We start from the raw sequence: 16,252 nt of genomic DNA, 5'->3' as shown, positions 1-16,252 counted from the left end.
CGGGGTCAAGGGTGCGTTAGCGTGGACCACGAAGGTCTCCTGTTCGATGCAGTGGTTGTCTCAGCAACTCCCACTCCACGACAGGAGACCTTCACCATTCAACGATCACTTACCGCGTGTCGTCACAAAACCTCAACCAACGTCCCTGGGCCGTACACCTAGCCCCGCCGCGTCGTCCCCCCGCGGGGGAGCGATCCAGATCTCACACCGGCGCGCTCAAGCGTTCTTGCCGGGCGGGACGAGCAGGACCGGGCGGTGGCAATGCTTGAGGACGGCGTCGGCCACGCTGCTGTGCAGGAGCGCGCGCAGCCCGGTGGCGCCGCGGGTACCCGCGACGATGATGTCGACGTCCAGTTCGTCGGCGCAATCGACGATGGCGTTCCAGATGGTGGTGGCGCATTCGGCGGTGCGCGCCTCGGCGTTCAAGCCCGCCAGCTCGGCCAGCCGCACCCCCTCGGCGTTGGTGGCGCGCGCGTCGACGTAGGCGATGTCCTCGATCTCGTCGTCCGGCACCCATTCCGGTTGCATCACACCCGACAGCCCCGACAGGCGGGCGGCTTGCCGCACCATGGGCTCCCACGCGGTCAGCACGACAGCCCGGTTCGCGGTGAGGAAGCGCCCGGCGTATTCGACGGCGCGCTTGGCGTTCTCGGAGCCGTCGTAGGCGATGAGCATCAGATCGCAGGGCACGATGACCTCCTGAGCCGGACGCACGGCGACACCTCGAGATTACCCCGCGCCGACCCGCTCGAACCCGCTTGTTCACCGGTATGACCTGCGTGAACGCCAGCAGTGCCGACCCGAGAGCGCCGGTCGGGGACGACGGTCACGCACCGGTGTGCGAGTTGCCCGCCCGGTAGCGACGGAGCGACTGCGGTGGCACACGTCGCGGCGAGTACGGTTGACCTCTATGCGGAAGACGCCTCTGCTCGTCCTCGCCGTTCTCGCCGCCGTCGCGACCGCCTGCTCCAACGGCGGCTCTACGCAGTCGGCCCCGTCGAGCACCACCACCGCGACGGGGGAAGCGACCACCGCCGCGATCCCGGCCACCGGTTCGGCGCCGCCGGACTGCAACGCCGGGTACCTCGCGCAGTTCACCACCCGCGCGAAGCTCGCCCAGTTGCTGACGGTGGGCGTCACCGGCGCCGCCGACGCCACGAGCGTGGTGCGCGACGAGCAGGTCGGCGGCATCTTCGTGGGCGGATGGACCGATCAGGCGCTGCTGTCCTCCGGACAGATCGCGCAGGTGAAAGAGGCCGCGAAGGTGCCCGTGATGGTGACCATCGATGAGGAGGGCGGCCGCGTCTCGCGGGTGGGCAACCTGATCGGCGAGGCGCCCTCGGCGCGGGAGACGGCGCAGACCATGAGTCCCGAGCAGTTCTACAGCGCCACGCTCGTGCGCGGCCGTGCGCTGAAGGATCTCGGCGTGACGGTGGACTTCGCCCCCGATATCGACGTCAGCTCCCAGCCGGACGACTCGGTCATCGGCGACCGCTCCTTCTCCGACGATCCGGACGTGGTCACCCGCTACGCCGACGCCTACATCCGCGCGATGCGCGAGGTCGGCGTCGGCACGGTGATGAAGCACTTCCCCGGTCACGGGTCCGGGTCGGGCGACTCGCACACCGGCGCGGTGCGCACCCCGCCGCTGGAGCAGATGCAGCAGGTGGACCTGGTGCCGTTCCGCAATCTGATCGGCTCGGGCGCGGCGGTGATGGTGGGCCATCTGGACGTGCCCGGCCTGACCACCCCGAACGTCCCGGCCAGCATCAGCCCGGAGGCGATGCGTTTGCTGCGCGAGGGCAGCGGCTACGGCGCCGCGCCGTTCCAGGGTCCGATCTTCACCGACGATCTCGGTGGCATGGCGGCGATCACCAGCCGGATGTCGATCGAGGAGGCGGTCGAGGCCGCGTTGGTCGCCGGCGCGGACAACGCCCTGTGGATCACCACCGACGCGGTGCCGCAGGTGCTCGACCGGCTGGAGCAGGCGGTGTCGAGCGGGCGACTGCCGATGGCGCAGGTGGATGCGTCGGTCGTGCGCGTTGCCGCGTTCAAGGGCGCGTTGCCGCGCTGCTGATCGGCGGCGCACAGCTGAGTGGGGCGACTGGTGAGCAAATCGGACCGCCGGAACTTACCTTGGAGTAATATATGAGATTCATCTGTGGTAGGAGTGTGGATGGCGGGCGGTACGAAGCGGCTTCCGCGAGCGGTACGCGAGCAGCAGATGCTCGACGCCGCCGTGGAGGTCTTCTCGCGTAGGGGCTTCCACGACACATCGATGGACGCGATCGCCGCCGAGGCGAAGATCTCGAAGCCGATGCTGTACCTGTACTACGGCTCCAAAGACGAATTGTTCCGCGCCTGCATCCAGCGGGAGGGGTTGCGGTTCATCGAATCCGTCGCGCCCGCCGGGAACCCATTGCTCACGCCGCACGAGCAGGTGCGCACCGCGCTCGAGGGCTTCCTCGGCTTCGTCGACCGCAACCGGCGCTCCTGGCAGGTGCTCTACCGGCAGGCAATCGGCCAGCAGGCGTTCGCCTCGGAGATCGAGAACGCGCGCGAACGCGTCATCGAGCTGACCGCCAAACTGCTGGAGTCCAGCGCCAAGCACGCCGAGCCGGGAACGAACTTCGACGTCGTCGCGGTCGCCGTGATCGGTGCGGGCGAGGCCATCGCCGACCGGTTGGCCAGCGGCCGGATCGAGGTCGCCGAGGCGGTCGACCTGCTCGACGACCTGGCCTGGCGCGGTCTCGCGGGCCGGAAGAAAACCGAGTAACCCACGTTTTGCCCGTACCGGTTGCTTCCGCGCTGCCCTTTTGCCACAGTGCGTGAGTTCGCACAGCGCGGACCGGCTCATTCGATCGAGCCGGGGAGAAACGGGGCGGAAGTGTTCGGGTTGCTCAGGCCGTGTGCGCACGGCGCTCAGAAGTATGGAATCGATGCGGCCGAGTGGCGCGCGCATCTGTGCGGTTTGTGTCTCGGGCTGCGGGACGGGCACGGTCAGCTCGCCCGCGCCACCACCAACAAGGACGCGCTGGTGCTGAGCATGCTCACCGAGGCGCAATCCGGTTCGGCCGCACGCGCCACCGCGGCGCCGTGCCCACTGCGCGGCATGCGGCGCGCGTCGGTGGTCACCGCCGACTCGCCCGGCGTTCAGCTCGCCACCACCGCCTCGCTGCTGTTGGCAGCGGCCAAGATTCGCGACCACGTGGACGATGGCGAGCTGGCCGGGCTCGCCCGCAAGCCGCTGGCGAAAGCCGCGGCGCGCTGGGGCCGGGAGGCCCGTGCGGGTGCGGAGCGTATCGGTCTCGACGTCGAACCGCTGGTCGCGGCGCTGGACGCGCAGGTGCGCCTGGAGCAGGAGACGAAAGAGCTGGCCGCCGTTGGCGCGGCGGCGGCGCGGCCCGCCGGGTTCGTGCCGGAACCGCTTGCCGCGTCGCCGCATTGGCGTTCCGCGATGGCGCCTTCGGCGGACCCGCTGGACCGGCTGACCGCCCCCACTCAGCTGTGCGCGTCGGCCTTCTTCGCGCACACCGCGGTGCTGGCCGAGCGCCCGGACAATATCGAGATGTTGCATGCGGCCGGATGGCAATTCGGTCGGATCGCCCATCTGGCCGACGCCGTCGCCGACTACGACGACGACGCCGCCAACGACCGCTTCAACCCCCTCGCGGCCACCGGCACCACCGTGCCCGAGGCATACGAGCTGCTCCGGCAATCGAATTCGCGCCTGCGCGCGGCCGTCGCGGAAGCCGAGCTGAGCCGGGTGCCCACCGTTCGCTGGATGCTGCTCGATCCGCTGACCGCGGTGCTGCGGCGGCTGGGCGGCGGGCTGGGAACCTGCGCCGCCCACACCTGTTCGGTGTCGCCGGAGGGCGCCGGACGCGCCGAGGTCCGCGCCCGCCGGCACGGAACCGGGCACCGTCCGCCGACCCGCCGGCCGGGCGTCGGCGAATCCCTCGCACTCATCCTGGGCGGCTACTGCACGGGCTACGCCTGCTGCGCCGACCACACCCAACCGTGCACCGGCGAACGCAAGGACGCTTGGATCAAGAACTGCGACTGCAGCGATTGCGGCGAGTGCGATTGCAGCTGCTGCAATTGCGGCGACTGCGGCTGCTGCAATTGCGGTTGCGACTGCTGAGCCATAGCGGGGCCGGAACGCGCTGAGCCGCATCCCGATTCGCGGTGAATCGGAATGCGGCTCGGCGGATCGCTCAGCGCAAGGTCGCCGTCAGATGCGGATATCCCTTCTTCGGGTGCCGCAGCGCCAGATCCCAACCGCCTTCGGCCTGGTCGGCATACAGGTTGACGGTGGAGGGCAGCAGGATCGGCTTACCGAACTTGACCGAGTAGGTGGTCTGCTCCGGAATGCGCCCCTCGACGGCACCGAGCACGGTCGCCGCCGACCACATGCCGTGGGCGATCGACCGCGGGAAGCCGAAAGCCTTGGCGCCCAACGCCGAAGTGTGGATCGGGTTGTGGTCACCGGAGGCGGCGGCGTAGCGGGTGATCGTCTTCTGATCCACCCGCAGGGTGCGCAGCGGCGGCGGCGGGACCTCGTCCGGCTTCGGCTCCTGCTTCGGCCCGCCCGACAGCGAGGTGCGCTGCTGGTGCAGGAACGTGGTGACCTGGTGCCACACCAGCTCCCGGCCCACCTTCACGTCGCTGATCGCGTCCACGAGCAGACCCTTCGGGTGCTCGCGCAGGTTCTCGATGTGCGTGCGAATGTCCAGCGGCTCGCTCACCGAGATGTCCCGGGTGCGCTCGATGACGTTCTGCGCGTGCACCGCCCCCACCGCGACGAACGGGAAGTCCCGCGCCACCACCAGCTGCATCGCCAGCGGGAAGGTGAGGATGAACGGATAGGTCAGCGGCAGCGCGTCGCCGAACCGCAGACCGGTCGCCCGGCAGTAGGCGGCCAGGTGTTCCGGATCCACCCGCAGGCCGTCGAGCTGAACGGCCCGGTCCGGCAGCGTCGGCTTGCGCGCCGACAGCAGCGGCACCGCGCCGAGCGCGGCCTTGACGAACAGACGGCTGTTCTTCGGTGGTTCGGTGAGGGCGATCACCTGGGTCTTCTCCCGGCTTGCTGGAGCCCGCGTCATCATGCTCCGATCAGGCTCTGTCCGCAGACCCGCACGACGTTGCCGGTCACCGCGTTCGACGCCGGGCTCGCGAAGTAGGCGATGGTCTCGGCGACGTCGACGGTCTGGCCGCCCTGCAGCAGCGAACTCATCAGCCGGCCCGCTTCCCGGGTGGCCAGCGGGATCGCGGCGGTCATCGCGGTCTCGATGAAGCCGGGCGCGACGGCGTTGATGGTGATGTTCTTCTCCGCCAGCTTCGGCGCCTCGGCGTTCACCATGCCGATGACGCCCGCCTTGGACGCGCCGTAGTTGGTCTGGCCGCGGTTGCCCGCGATGCCCGCGATCGAGGACACGTCGATCACGCGACCGCCCTCCTTGAGCGCACCCCTGGCCACCAGGCCCTCGGTGATGCGGTGCGGAGCGGCGAGATTGACGTTGATGACCGCGTTCCAGCGGCCCTCGTCCATGTTCGCCAGCAGCTTGTCGCGGGTGATGCCCGCGTTGTGCACGATGATGTCGATGCCGCCGAAACGCTCGGTGGCGAACTCGGCCAGCTTCTCCGCGGCGTCGGGGGCGGTCACGTCGAGCGCCAGGGCGGTGCCGCCCACCTTGTTCGCGGTCTGCGACAGTGCCTCGCCTGCGGCCGGGATGTCGGCCACGATCACCTGGGCGCCGTCGCGGGCGAACACCTCGGCGATGGTGGCGCCGATGCCGCGCGCCGCGCCGGTCACCACCGCGACCTTGCCCGCCAGCGGACGATCCCAGTCGGCGGGTGCGCTCGCGTCGTCCTTGCCGACCCGGATGACCTGACCGTCGACGAACGCCGACTTGGCCGAGAGCAGGAAGCGCAGCGTCGACTCCAGGCCGGTGGCCGTTGCCGCGGCCTCCGGGTGCAGGTAGACCAGCTGGGCGGTGGAGCCGCGCAGCAGTTCCTTGGCCACCGAGCGGGTGAAGCCCTCCAGCGCGCGCTGCGCGATCTGCTCGTCCACGCCGGAAGCCAGCTCCGGCGTGGTGCCGATGACCACGACGCGCCCGGACGAGGTGAGGCTGCGCATGGCGGGCTGGAAGAACTCGAACAGCTGCGAGAGATCCTCGACGGTGCCGATGCCGGTGGCGTCGAACACCAGCGCGCCGTATTTGGTGTCGGGGCTGAGCGCATCGGCGAAGGTGTAGTCCGACAGCAGGGCGCGCACCGGCTCGGCGACCCGGCCCTTGCCGCCGATCAGCACCGGGCCCGGCAGCGGCGGCTCGCCCTGGACGTAGCGGCGCAGTGCCTCCGGCTTCGGAAGGCCGAGCTTGCTGGCCAGGAACGCGCCAGGTGCGGAGTGTACGAACGATCCATAGAGGTTGGGAGCACCCTTGCTCTTGCTGGCTGCCACTATTCCTACCTTTTCTGAGTTCAGTCTCTCGGGTCTGGGGTCGCCCCGGCGTGGTTTGCTAGCGCACATTTGCGGGGTACGTGTCGACATTAAACTTACTCCAGAGTAAGTTTAATGTAAACAACCGCGACGGGGCGCCGATCAGCGTGGAACTACCGCGCCGGACCGGGCCGCCGGGACATCCATCACGAGACCTTGGAGACTCGAGTGACTAGCAAAGCCCGTTCGGCCAAGAGCGCCGCCAAGACCGGTAAGACCACCCGCCCGGTCGCGATCGTCGGCGGTAACCGGATTCCGTTCGCTCGCTCGGACAAGGCGTACGCGCACGCCTCCAACCAGGACATGTTCACCGCCGCGCTGGACGGACTGGTCAGCCGTTTCGGCCTGCAGGGCGAGCGGCTCGGCATGGTCGTCGGCGGCGCCGTGCTCAAGCGGGTCGGCGAGCACGGCCTGATCCGGGAGAGCGTGCTCGGCAGCAAGCTCAGCCCCTACACCCCCGCGCACGACCTGCAACTGGCCTGCGGCACCGGCCTCCAGGCGATCGTCACCGTCGGTGACGCGATCGCCGCGGGTCGCATCGAAGCGGGCGTCGGCGGCGGCACCGACACCACGTCGGACGCGCCGATCGGCGTGAGCGAGGGCATGCGGGAGTGGATGCTCGACGCCAACCGCGCCAAGACCAACAAGGACCGGCTCAAGCTGGTCGGCCAGCTGCGTCCGAGCATGCTCGGCATCGAGATCCCGCGCAACGCCGAGCCGCGCACCGGGCTGTCCATGGGTGAGCACGCCGCCATCACCGCCAAGGAGTTCGGCGTCGCGCGCGAGGCGCAGGACGAACTGGCCTACCTGTCGCACAAGAACATGGCGGCCGCCTACGACCGCGGTTTCTTCGACGACCTGATCACCCCGTTCCTCGGCCTCACCCGCGACGACAATCTGCGGCCGAACTCCTCCGTCGAGAAGCTGGCCACCCTGAAGCCGGTCTTCGGGGTCAAGGCGGGCGACGCGACCATGACCGCGGGCAACTCCACCCCGCTCACCGACGGGGCTTCGACGGTGCTGCTGTCCAGCGAGGAGTGGGCCGCCGAACGCAACCTGCCGGTGCTGGCCCACCTGGTCGACAGCGAGGTCGCCGCGGTCGACTACATCCACGGCCCCGACGGCCTGCTGATGGCGCCGACCTACGCGGTGCCGCGCCTGCTCGCGCGCAACGGCCTGACCCTGCAGGACTTCGACTACTACGAGATCCACGAGGCCTTCGCCTCGGTGGTGCTGGCCACCCTGGCCGCGTGGGAGTCCGACGCCTACTGCAAGGAGCGCCTCGGCCTCGACGGCGCGCTCGGCTCGATCGATCGCGGCAAGCTCAACGTCAACGGCTCGTCGCTGGCCGCGGGCCACCCTTTCGCCGCCACCGGCGGGCGCATCGTCGCCGCCACGGCGAAGCTGCTGGCCGAGAAGGGCTCCGGTCGCGCTCTCATCTCCATCTGCGCGGCGGGCGGTCAGGGCGTCGTCGCGATCCTCGAGCGCTGAGGACGAGGTAGTCGCACCGGCGAAGGTGGTCCGATCGAGATTTCGGTCGGACCGCCTATTTCTCCGGCAGTTCCAGATGCCCGCCGAACGCTTTGCGCATTGCCGAGAGAAGTTTGTCCGCGTATAGGGAATCGCCGCGGGAGGAGAACCGCGCGAACAGGGCGGACGCCAGCACGGGTACGGGCACGCCCGTGTCGATGGCGGCATCGATCGTCCAGCGGCCCTCGCCGGAGTCGGACACCCGGCCGCTGTAGGAATCCAGGTTCGGGTCGGCGTGCAGAGCCGCCGCGGTGAGGTCGAGCAGCCAGGAGGCCACCACCGAACCCCGGCGCCACACCTCGGTGATCTCGGGCAGGTCGAGGTCGTACTGGTAGTACTCGGGGTGCTCCAACGGTGTCTCCTCGGCGGAGAACTCGCCCGCGTGCTCGGCTCCGTAGTTGGCCCGGTGCAGGATGTTCAGCCCTTCGGCGTAGGCGGCCATCGCCCCGTATTCGATGCCGTTGTGGACCATCTTCACGAAGTGGCCCGCGCCCACCGGCCCGCAGTGCAGATAGCCCAGTTCGGCGGTGGACGGTTCGCCGGTGCGTCCCGGTGTCCGCTCCGCAGCGGCCAGACCCGGCGCGATCGACTTGAGCAGCGGGTCCAGGTACTTCACCGGCTCGGTCTCGCCGCCGATCATCAGGCAGAAGCCGCGGGTCAGGCCGAACACCCCGCCCGAGGTGCCGATGTCCACGTAGTGGATGCCGCTGGGCTTCAGTCGCTCGGCGCGCGCGAGATCCTCGTGGTAGCGGCTGTTGCCGCCGTCGATCACGATGTCGCCGGGCTCGAGCAGTTCGGCGACCTGCTCGATCGCCGCCCCGGTCGCGCCGGCCGGGATCATCACCCACACCACGCGCGGCGTCTCCAGCATGCCCACGAACTCGGCGAGGTCGGTGGTGCCCCGAAAGCCGTCCCCGAGCTCCGCGCTGAGCTCGTCGATGTTGGAAGCGCGACGTTCGTATCCGATGGCGGTGTGCCCGTCCCTGACGATGCGGCGCACGATGTTGGCGCCCATCCGGCCGAGGCCGATCATTCCCAGCTGCATGCCATCCATCTCCCTCGTGTATGCGAAGTCTTGCGGCGGGGTGGTCTCTCCCGATTCTCCCGCGTGGGATCGGTCACGGTTGGCCGCGCGCGTGTAACGCGGCTCGCGACAGCCCGATAAACAGGTCGGCTCCGCGCAGTTGCCAGACCCCCGACCCGGCAACTGCGCGGGCCTCTTTGTGTGGTGTACCCGGTTCTTTGCGCGGGATTTGCTCTACGCCCGAGCTGTGCCGACCGCTGTCGGTAGGGACCACTATCGTTGGTGGGGACTCGCATCGTGCGGGTCCACAACTCAATCGAACGGGGAGGACGGGTTCGTGACGAGCCAGCCGAGCACCGGAGGACGCGGCCCACAGCCTGGTGGCGAAGTCGGATGGCGCCAGCTCCTCGGGGCGGAGCGACCCCAGGAAGCGGACCGGTCGGTCGCATGGAGCGGTGACGCGCAGCCCACCCAGCCCTTGCAAACTAGTCGCCGCAGGCCCGTGCCGCCCGCACCCCGCCGTGCGCCCGCGCGTCGCCCGATCTCCACCCCGCCGCCGAAGCGCCTGGACAGCGCCGTCGTGCGCCGGGCCGCCATCGGGGTCGGCGCGGTGCTGGCGGTCGTCGGCCTCGGATACGTGGTGGACTTGGCGCTTTCCTCGGGTGAGGTGCCGCGCGGCACCGTCGTCGCGGGTGTCGACGTGGGCGGCATGGACACCGCGGCCGCCGACGCCCGCCTGCGCGCCGAACTCGACCCCAGGGCGAACCGGGAGCTGCCGCTGCGCATCGGCGACGTGCAGACCAGCATCGTGCCCAGTGCCGCCGGGCTGTCGGTGGACTGGGACGACACCTGGTCGCGGATCGGCTCCCAGCCGCTCAACCCGTTCACCCGGCTCGCCTCCGTCTTCACCACGCGCGACGTGGCGATCGTCAGCGCGATCGATGAGCAGGCGCTGGATCGTCAGCTGACCGAGCTGCGGGTGCACGACCGAGCCTCGGTCGACGGCACCGTCACCTTCGACAAGGCCAGACCCGTAGCGGTCGCGCCCGTCCCGGGCCGGGTACTCGACGCCGCCGCCGCGCGCACGGAGCTGGCCGACCGGTGGATCACCGGCACGACAGTGGATCTTCCCGTCGTTCCCGCGCCGCTGCAGGTGCGTCCGGAGGCCGTGGACAAAGCGTTGCGCGAGATCGCCCAGCCCGCCGTGCGGGCGCCGATCTCCTTCGCGGGCAAGGGTGCCGCGGCCAGGCTCGATCCCGAGCAGATCGCCTCCGTCCTGACTTTCACGCCGGACGGGCAGGGTGGTCTGGCCGTGGCGGTGAACCAGGAGGCCGCGATCGGCCTGCTCGCGCCGCAACTGGCCACCACGGAAGTCGAGCCGAAGGACGCGACGTTCGCGGTGTCCGGGGGCAAGCCGTCGGTCGTCCCAGCCGTGGTCGGCGACAAGATCAACTGGCCGAAGACCTTCGAACAGTTCACCGCGCTGCTGGTCGCCCCGGCCGAGCGGACCGCGCAGGTGGTCTACGAGCGGATCGAGCCGAAACTGACCACCGAGGCCGCGCAGGGACTCGGGGTGATCGAGACCGTCGGATCGTTCACCACCGGCGGTTTCAGCGGCCCTTCCGGCGTCAACATCCGCACCGTGGCCAGGAAGGTCAACGGCGCGATCGTGAAGCCGGGAGAGACGTTCTCGCTGAACGAGTTCACCGGCCCGCGCGGCACCGCCGAGGGCTATGTCGAGTCCGGCATCATCGACCACGGCCGTCCCAGCACCGCCGTCGGCGGCGGCATCAGCCAGTTCGCCACCACGCTCTACAACGCGGCGTATTTCGCCGGTCTCGAGGACGCGGGGCACACCGAGCACAGCTACTACATCTCCCGCTACCCCGCCGCTCGGGAAGCCACCGTCTTCGACGGGGCGATCGATCTGAAATTCCGCAACGACAGCCGGACCGGCATCTACATCGAGACCTTCGCCTCGGACTCCGAGATCACCGTGCGCCTGTGGGGCACCAAGACCGTCGACGTCGAGTCCATCACCGGCGAGAAGACCAAACCGACCGAGCCCAACACCATCACCCTGCCCAAGGGCAAGGACTGCATCGCCTCCGAAGGCGCCCCCGGCTTCACCATCTCCGACACCCGCGTCATCACCGACCGCAAGACCGGCCGTGAAGTCTCCCGCAAGACCCGCACGGTGAAATACGACCCGATCCCGGTGGTGAAGTGCGAGTGAGGAAACAGCCCCGCTCCGTGGCGTGAGACCCCGACGGGCCTCACCTGTCGAGCGAGTTCACAAGGGCGTTTTCATCAGCAGCACGTTGTACTGGGTGTGCTGGGTGACCAGGAAGTAGAGATCCCGGCCGGTTTGGTAGGGGTAGATCATCGGCGCGTAGGCGGTGGGGAGGGAGCGGGCGTCGATGAGCACGCGGGGTTCGCTCCACGGTCCCTCGGGGGCGGCCGCGGTGCGCAGGACGACGCTGTTGGCAGGGTCGGTGGTCAGCATGACGTACTGGCCCAGGTAGTCGTTCCACATGACCGAGAGCTCGGCGACGCCGCCGACGATCGGTGCCGCGGTCTTGGCGTCGGTGGGCTTCCACTCCTTGCCGTCCCAGTACTCGTAGGCGTCGATATTCGCGATATCGGCTTCCTTCGCCCGGGAGACGAATCCGGGGTTGTTCCGGCCCGCGGGCGTGCCGTAGCGATAGATGTAGCCGCCTGCCTTCAGGAAGGCGTTCTGCTGGAAGTTCTCGTGGCCGTCGATGTTGGCGCGACGAGTGTGGGTCAGCTGCGACCACGTGGTGCCGCCGTCACCGGAGGAGGCCAGGGTGGAGAAGTTGGTGTGCCACTTGCCGTGATCGCCCCACTCGCGGACCGACATCATGCTCATGTACTGCACGCCGCCCACCGAGATGCCCGCCGTGGGAATGAGGCTGATCTCGATGCCGGGGATCTTGGGGCTCGGCAACGGGTTCGGCACCACGTCGTCGAAGATGATGCCCTCGGCCGGGTCGTGTGCGGAACTGCGGAACAGCACGTTGCTGGTCCAGGCCCAGATGCTGCCCGCGAGCAGGTTCGGGATGCCGATACCGGCGCTGTCGCCGAAGGCGGTGATCATCCGGCCGTTGCCGTCGTCCCACATGATGCCGAGATCGGTGCCGAGCACGTTGACGCTTTGCGTGCGATTCGGGCTGTCCATGCCGGTCACCTGGAACACCGCTTTGGTCGGTCCGGGCAGTTCGGGCAGGCCGTGAATGCCGTTGAGCGCGGGAATCGGGATGACGTTGTTCGGGTCGGCGCCCGCGGGCGCGGCCGCGGCCAGCGCGAGGACCGCGGCGAGCGCGCTGGTTCGGGCGAGGGCGGACAGCGATCGGGTCATCCGGCAATTCCCTTCTCCTGGGACGCAGTCTGCGGGATCATTCTGCCCGCTTCCCGCCGCGCTGTCGCCTACATCGATGCGCGCGCTGCCCGCGTTCCAGGAATCGTCACCAGCCGGTAGAGCCACCACGGGCGTTCCGGGAGCTCGGGACTGTAGACGCGCATGCTCATCGAACGGATACGGCGGGTGGCGAGGTCACGCACCTGCAACCTGCCGCGTGGGATGTCCGCCGTGCGTACTTCGGTGGTCCACATGCGATCCCAATCGGGGGAGCGGCGGCAGCGTTCGGCGATCTCCTCGACGCGCTCGCGCGGAGCCAGCGGAGACAGGATGCGGAAGGCGTCGACGAGCAGGTGCGCCTCGACGGCCCAGTCCACCATCACCCGCCGCGCCGCCGCGTCGAGGAACATCCACTCCAGCACGTTCCCCCGGGCGACCGCGCCGGGAAAGACGCGTTCGTAGGCGGAATTGGCCTCCACCAGATCCTGCGTCGGCATCCGCTGGAAGCAGGCCGGGTCGGGCAGGCTGTGCAGATCGGCGAGGTCGTCGGGCGTCGGCGCGGTGGGGCCGGGTCCGTAGGCGGGAGCGCAGAAGCTCGGCATGGTCAGCACGACGATGTGCCTGCGGTACCAGATCGGCACTTCGAGCGCGTCGAACAATTGCTGCAGCAGTGCGTGATTCGGCGCCGTCGCGCCCGTCTCGACCTGGTCCAGGATCGCCTCGGTGAGATCGGCGCGCTGGGCCAGATGGGCGGACGTCAGCCCCGCGGCGAGGCGTCGTTCGCGCAGATAAGCGCCGATGCCAGTTGCGTTGCGCGTCACCTCGGGCACCCCTGCCGACAATTCTCGTGTCGAACTGTGTGAAGGGGGAGGTTCCTGCTGCCCCCTGGGAGCACGCAATCTACCGGAGAGGATGGGCGTCGAGCGGCGATCGAACGTCACGAATCGACAAATCTAGACGACAGCGGCCCGGAGAAGATCTCCGGGCCGCTGGAATCGGTTGTGCGAGCGTCAGAACGCGGCTTCGTCCAGCTCCATGATGTCGTTGTCCAGGTTGGACAGCACCGCGCGGGTGGCGGTCAGCTCCGGCAGGATGTTGCGCGCGAAGAACTGCGCGACGGCGATCTTGCCGTTGTAGAACGCCTCGTCGGCGCCGGTCGCGCCGTTGTCCAGCGCCGCGATGGCGACCTCGGCCTGGCGCAGCAGTTGCCAGCCGATCAGCAGGTCACCGACGGAGAGCAGGAAGCGCACCGAACCCAGGCCGACCTTGTACAGCTCGCTCGGCTGCTCCTGGGCGCCCATCAGGTGGCCGGTGAGCGTGGCGGCCATGGCCTGCACGTCCTCCAGCGCGGTGGCCAGCAGCTTGCGCTCGGCCTTCAGGCGGCCGTTGCCCGCCTCGGCGTCGATGAACTTCTGCACCTGACCGGCCACGTGGGCCAGCGCCACGCCGCGGTCGCGGGCGATCTTGCGGAAGAAGAAGTCCTGGGCCTGGATGGCGGTGGTGCCCTCGTAGAGCGAGTCGATCTTCGCGTCGCGGATGTACTGCTCGATCGGGTAGTCCTGCAGGAAGCCGGAACCACCGAGGGTTTGCAGCGACTCGGTCAGGTACTGGTAGGCCCGCTCCGAGCCGACACCCTTGACGATCGGCAGCAGCAGGTCGTTGACCCGGGCGGCCAGGTCGGGGTCGGCGCCGGAGACCAGCTGCGCCACATCCTCGTTCTGGTGGGCGGCGGTGTAGAGGTACACCGCGCGCAGGCCCTCCGCGTACGCCTTCTGGGTGGCCAGCGAGCGGCGCACGTCCGGGTGGTGGGTGATGGTGACGCGGGGCGCGGCCTTGTCGGTCATCTGGGTCAGGTCGGCGCCCTGGACCCGCTCCTTGGCGTAGTCGCGGGCGTTCAGGTAACCGGTCGACAGGGTGGCGATGGCCTTGGTGCCCACCATCATGCGAGCGTGCTCGATGACGTCGAACATCTGCGCGATGCCGTTGTGCACCTCGCCGACCAGCCAGCCCTTGGCCGGGATGCCGTGGCCGCCGAAGGTGACCTCACAGGTGGCCGAGACCTTCAGGCCCATCTTGTGCTCGACGTTGGTGACGAAGACGCCGTTGCGCTCGCCCAGCTCGCCGGTCTCGTGGTCGAAGTGGAACTTCGGCACGAAGAACAGCGACAGGCCCTTGGTGCCCGGTCCCGCGCCCTCGGGGCGGGCCAGCACCAGGTGCATGATATTCGGGAACAGGTCGTCGGAGTCGGCGGAGGTGATGAACCGCTTGACGCCCTCGATGTGCCAGGTGCCGTCTTCCTGCTTGATCGCCTTGGTGCGTCCGGCGCCCACGTCGGAACCGGCGTCGGGCTCGGTGAGCACCATGGTGGCGCCCCAGCCCTGCTCGGCGGCGATCTTCGCCCAGCCCTTCTGCTCTTCGGTGGCGTTGTTGTAGAAGATGTTCGCGAAGCCGGGGCCCGCGGCGTACATGAAGGCGGCCGGCTGCGCGCCCAGGATCAGTTCGGCGATGGCCCAGTAGGCCGCGCGGGGAATCGGCAGACCGCCCAGCTCCTCTTCGATGCCCAGCTTGTCCCAGCCGCCGTCCTGGAGGGTGCGGTAGCTCTTCTTGAAGGACTCGGGCAGAGTGACCGTGTGGGTCTCGGGATCGAAGACCGGCGGGTTACGGTCGGCGTCGGCGAACGACTCGCCGAGCGGACCTTCGGCCAGGCGGCGCACCTCGTTGAGCATCTCCTTCACGGTGTCCGTGTCGAGATCTCCGTAGGCGCCGCTGTCCAGGATCGACCCGAGGCCGAGAACCTCGAAGAGGTTGAACTCCAGGTCGCGGACGTTGCTCTTGTAGTGACCCATTGTCAGTACTCACTCTCCGTTGAGTTGGTGCGGTCGGTTGGTTGCCGTTCCCGCCCGTTGTTCGCTCCACCGGGGTAGTCGTGCCGGTTTTCCGCATGCTACTCGCGGGTAACTTATGTGCCATATTACCGGCCGGTAATGAAAGCGCAAAGAGCTGAGCAGGCAATGTGACGCGTTTTACAGTGTTTGATTGGCCGCGCCTTCGCGCGGCGGGTTCGCGGCCCCTGTATGGCTCGCGTTTGCGCGGCCGCCGCTTGCTCCTTCGTCGCTTGCGCGGCGGCCGCGCAAACGCGAGCCGGGCCGCGAACGGCGGATGCTCGGTCTCGCTTCGCTCGAAACCTGGTGTTGGGGTGTGCTGGGCGCGTGGGGATGACATGCCTGGGGCCGGGCGCTCGGCGTTGTCCGATATCCGGCGAACGGGCGGCTTTTCTCGGCGGCTTCGTCGCGTGCGCGGTCACTCGGACGTGAGCCGGGCCGCGTGGGTTTTCCAGCGCGCCCGCTCGCGCGCCCGCCGTGTACGTGGCTGGGTGTCCCCGAGCCGGGCCGCGAACGGGCTCGCTCCGCTCGAAACCTGAGGTCGAGCCGATATGGTGCCGTTCAGCTGCAAATCCGTAAGTCCGCACGTCGAGGCGGTGTCCGCCTGATTTCCGGCGGCGCGCGGTCCCTTCCTCCCAATGCCTGCCCTGGCGACGACCGACATCGTGCGTTCACCACCCGACGCACCAAATCAGCTCAACTCCCGGTTTCGAGCGAAGCGAGACCGAGCATTGCCCGTTCGCGGCCCGGCTGGCGTCCGAGCGAGCCGCCGCGTCCGCGACGAAGTCGCCAGCGGCGGTCCCTTCCTCGCGACGCCTGGTCTGGCGAACACCGACATCGTGCGTTCATCACCCGACGCACCACACCAGCTCAACTCCCGCTTTCGAGCGAAGCGAGACCGAGCATGCGCCGTTCGCGGCCCGGCTCGCGTCCGA

General features: G+C 69.0%; 12 protein-coding genes. 5 read left to right on the top strand and 7 right to left on the bottom strand.

The features are described 5' to 3' along the window. Positions 1–216: 216 nt before the first annotated feature. A complete protein-coding gene (locus HOV91_RS19930; protein ID WP_174186912.1) occupies positions 217–690 on the bottom strand; it encodes a universal stress protein in 474 nt (157 codons plus the stop codon). A 220-nt stretch (positions 691–910) separates the two neighbouring features. Here HOV91_RS19930 and HOV91_RS19925 point away from each other — a divergent pair, with 220 nt between their 5' ends. The 3 genes from HOV91_RS19925 (at position 911) to HOV91_RS19915 (ending at position 4,144) form a co-directional block, all read left to right on the top strand. After that, positions 911–2,077 carry a glycoside hydrolase family 3 N-terminal domain-containing protein gene (locus HOV91_RS19925; RefSeq protein ID WP_174186907.1) on the top strand — a complete coding sequence of 389 codons (1,167 nt, stop codon included), beginning with the start codon at positions 911–913 and terminating at the stop codon, positions 2,075–2,077. Between the two features lie 99 nt (positions 2,078–2,176). After that, complete coding sequence (locus HOV91_RS19920) at positions 2,177–2,776, top strand: TetR/AcrR family transcriptional regulator (RefSeq protein WP_174186906.1); 600 nt, start codon at positions 2,177–2,179, stop codon at positions 2,774–2,776. A 111-nt stretch (positions 2,777–2,887) separates the two neighbouring features. Then, positions 2,888–4,144 carry a DUF5685 family protein gene (locus tag HOV91_RS19915; protein WP_174186905.1) on the top strand — a complete coding sequence of 419 codons (1,257 nt, stop codon included), beginning with the start codon at positions 2,888–2,890 and terminating at the stop codon, positions 4,142–4,144. A 73-nt stretch (positions 4,145–4,217) separates the two neighbouring features. On the opposite strand, the gene HOV91_RS19910 is transcribed toward HOV91_RS19915, so the two are convergent. After that, complete coding sequence (locus tag HOV91_RS19910) at positions 4,218–5,108, bottom strand: MaoC family dehydratase (RefSeq protein WP_246350430.1); 891 nt, start codon at positions 5,106–5,108, stop codon at positions 4,218–4,220. After that, complete coding sequence (locus HOV91_RS19905; RefSeq protein ID WP_174186904.1) at positions 5,105–6,463, bottom strand: 3-oxoacyl-ACP reductase; 1,359 nt, start codon at positions 6,461–6,463, stop codon at positions 5,105–5,107. Before HOV91_RS19905 ends, HOV91_RS19910 begins: the two co-directional genes overlap by 4 nt. Before the next feature lie 207 nt (positions 6,464–6,670). Between HOV91_RS19905 and HOV91_RS19900 the strand changes: the two genes are divergently transcribed. Beyond that, positions 6,671–7,993 (top strand): acetyl-CoA C-acetyltransferase, encoded by a 1,323-nt coding sequence (locus tag HOV91_RS19900; protein ID WP_174186903.1) that lies wholly within the window; start codon positions 6,671–6,673, stop codon positions 7,991–7,993. 55 nt (positions 7,994–8,048) lie between these two features. Here HOV91_RS19900 and gnd read toward each other — a convergent pair whose 3' ends face one another. Beyond that, positions 8,049–9,077 (bottom strand): phosphogluconate dehydrogenase (NAD(+)-dependent, decarboxylating), encoded by a 1,029-nt coding sequence (gene gnd, locus HOV91_RS19895; RefSeq protein ID WP_174186902.1) that lies wholly within the window; start codon positions 9,075–9,077, stop codon positions 8,049–8,051. A gap of 481 nt (positions 9,078–9,558) precedes the next feature. Here gnd and HOV91_RS39960 point away from each other — a divergent pair, with 481 nt between their 5' ends. Further along, positions 9,559–11,292 carry a VanW family protein gene (locus tag HOV91_RS39960; RefSeq protein WP_312884710.1) on the top strand — a complete coding sequence of 578 codons (1,734 nt, stop codon included), beginning with the start codon at positions 9,559–9,561 and terminating at the stop codon, positions 11,290–11,292. A 57-nt stretch (positions 11,293–11,349) separates the two neighbouring features. On the opposite strand, the gene HOV91_RS19885 is transcribed toward HOV91_RS39960, so the two are convergent. From HOV91_RS19885 to HOV91_RS19875, 3 genes are all read right to left on the bottom strand, one after another. Beyond that, positions 11,350–12,435 (bottom strand): glycoside hydrolase family 183 protein, encoded by a 1,086-nt coding sequence (locus HOV91_RS19885; protein ID WP_174186900.1) that lies wholly within the window; start codon positions 12,433–12,435, stop codon positions 11,350–11,352. A 68-nt stretch (positions 12,436–12,503) separates the two neighbouring features. Further along, the gene (locus tag HOV91_RS19880) at positions 12,504–13,256 is read right to left on the bottom strand and encodes a helix-turn-helix domain-containing protein (protein ID WP_174186899.1); all 753 of its coding nucleotides are present in this window, start codon (positions 13,254–13,256) and stop codon (positions 12,504–12,506) included. A 189-nt stretch (positions 13,257–13,445) separates the two neighbouring features. Continuing rightward, positions 13,446–15,281, bottom strand: coding sequence for an acyl-CoA dehydrogenase (locus HOV91_RS19875; protein ID WP_174186898.1), 1,836 nt, complete (start codon positions 15,279–15,281; stop codon positions 13,446–13,448). Positions 15,282–16,252: the final 971 nt, after the last annotated feature.

The organism is Nocardia barduliensis (assembly GCF_013315795.1).
Lineage (GTDB): Bacteria > Actinomycetota > Actinomycetes > Mycobacteriales > Mycobacteriaceae > Nocardia > Nocardia barduliensis.
Note: the sequence above shows the minus strand (reverse complement) of the source record. Positions and strands in the feature narration are given on the sequence as shown.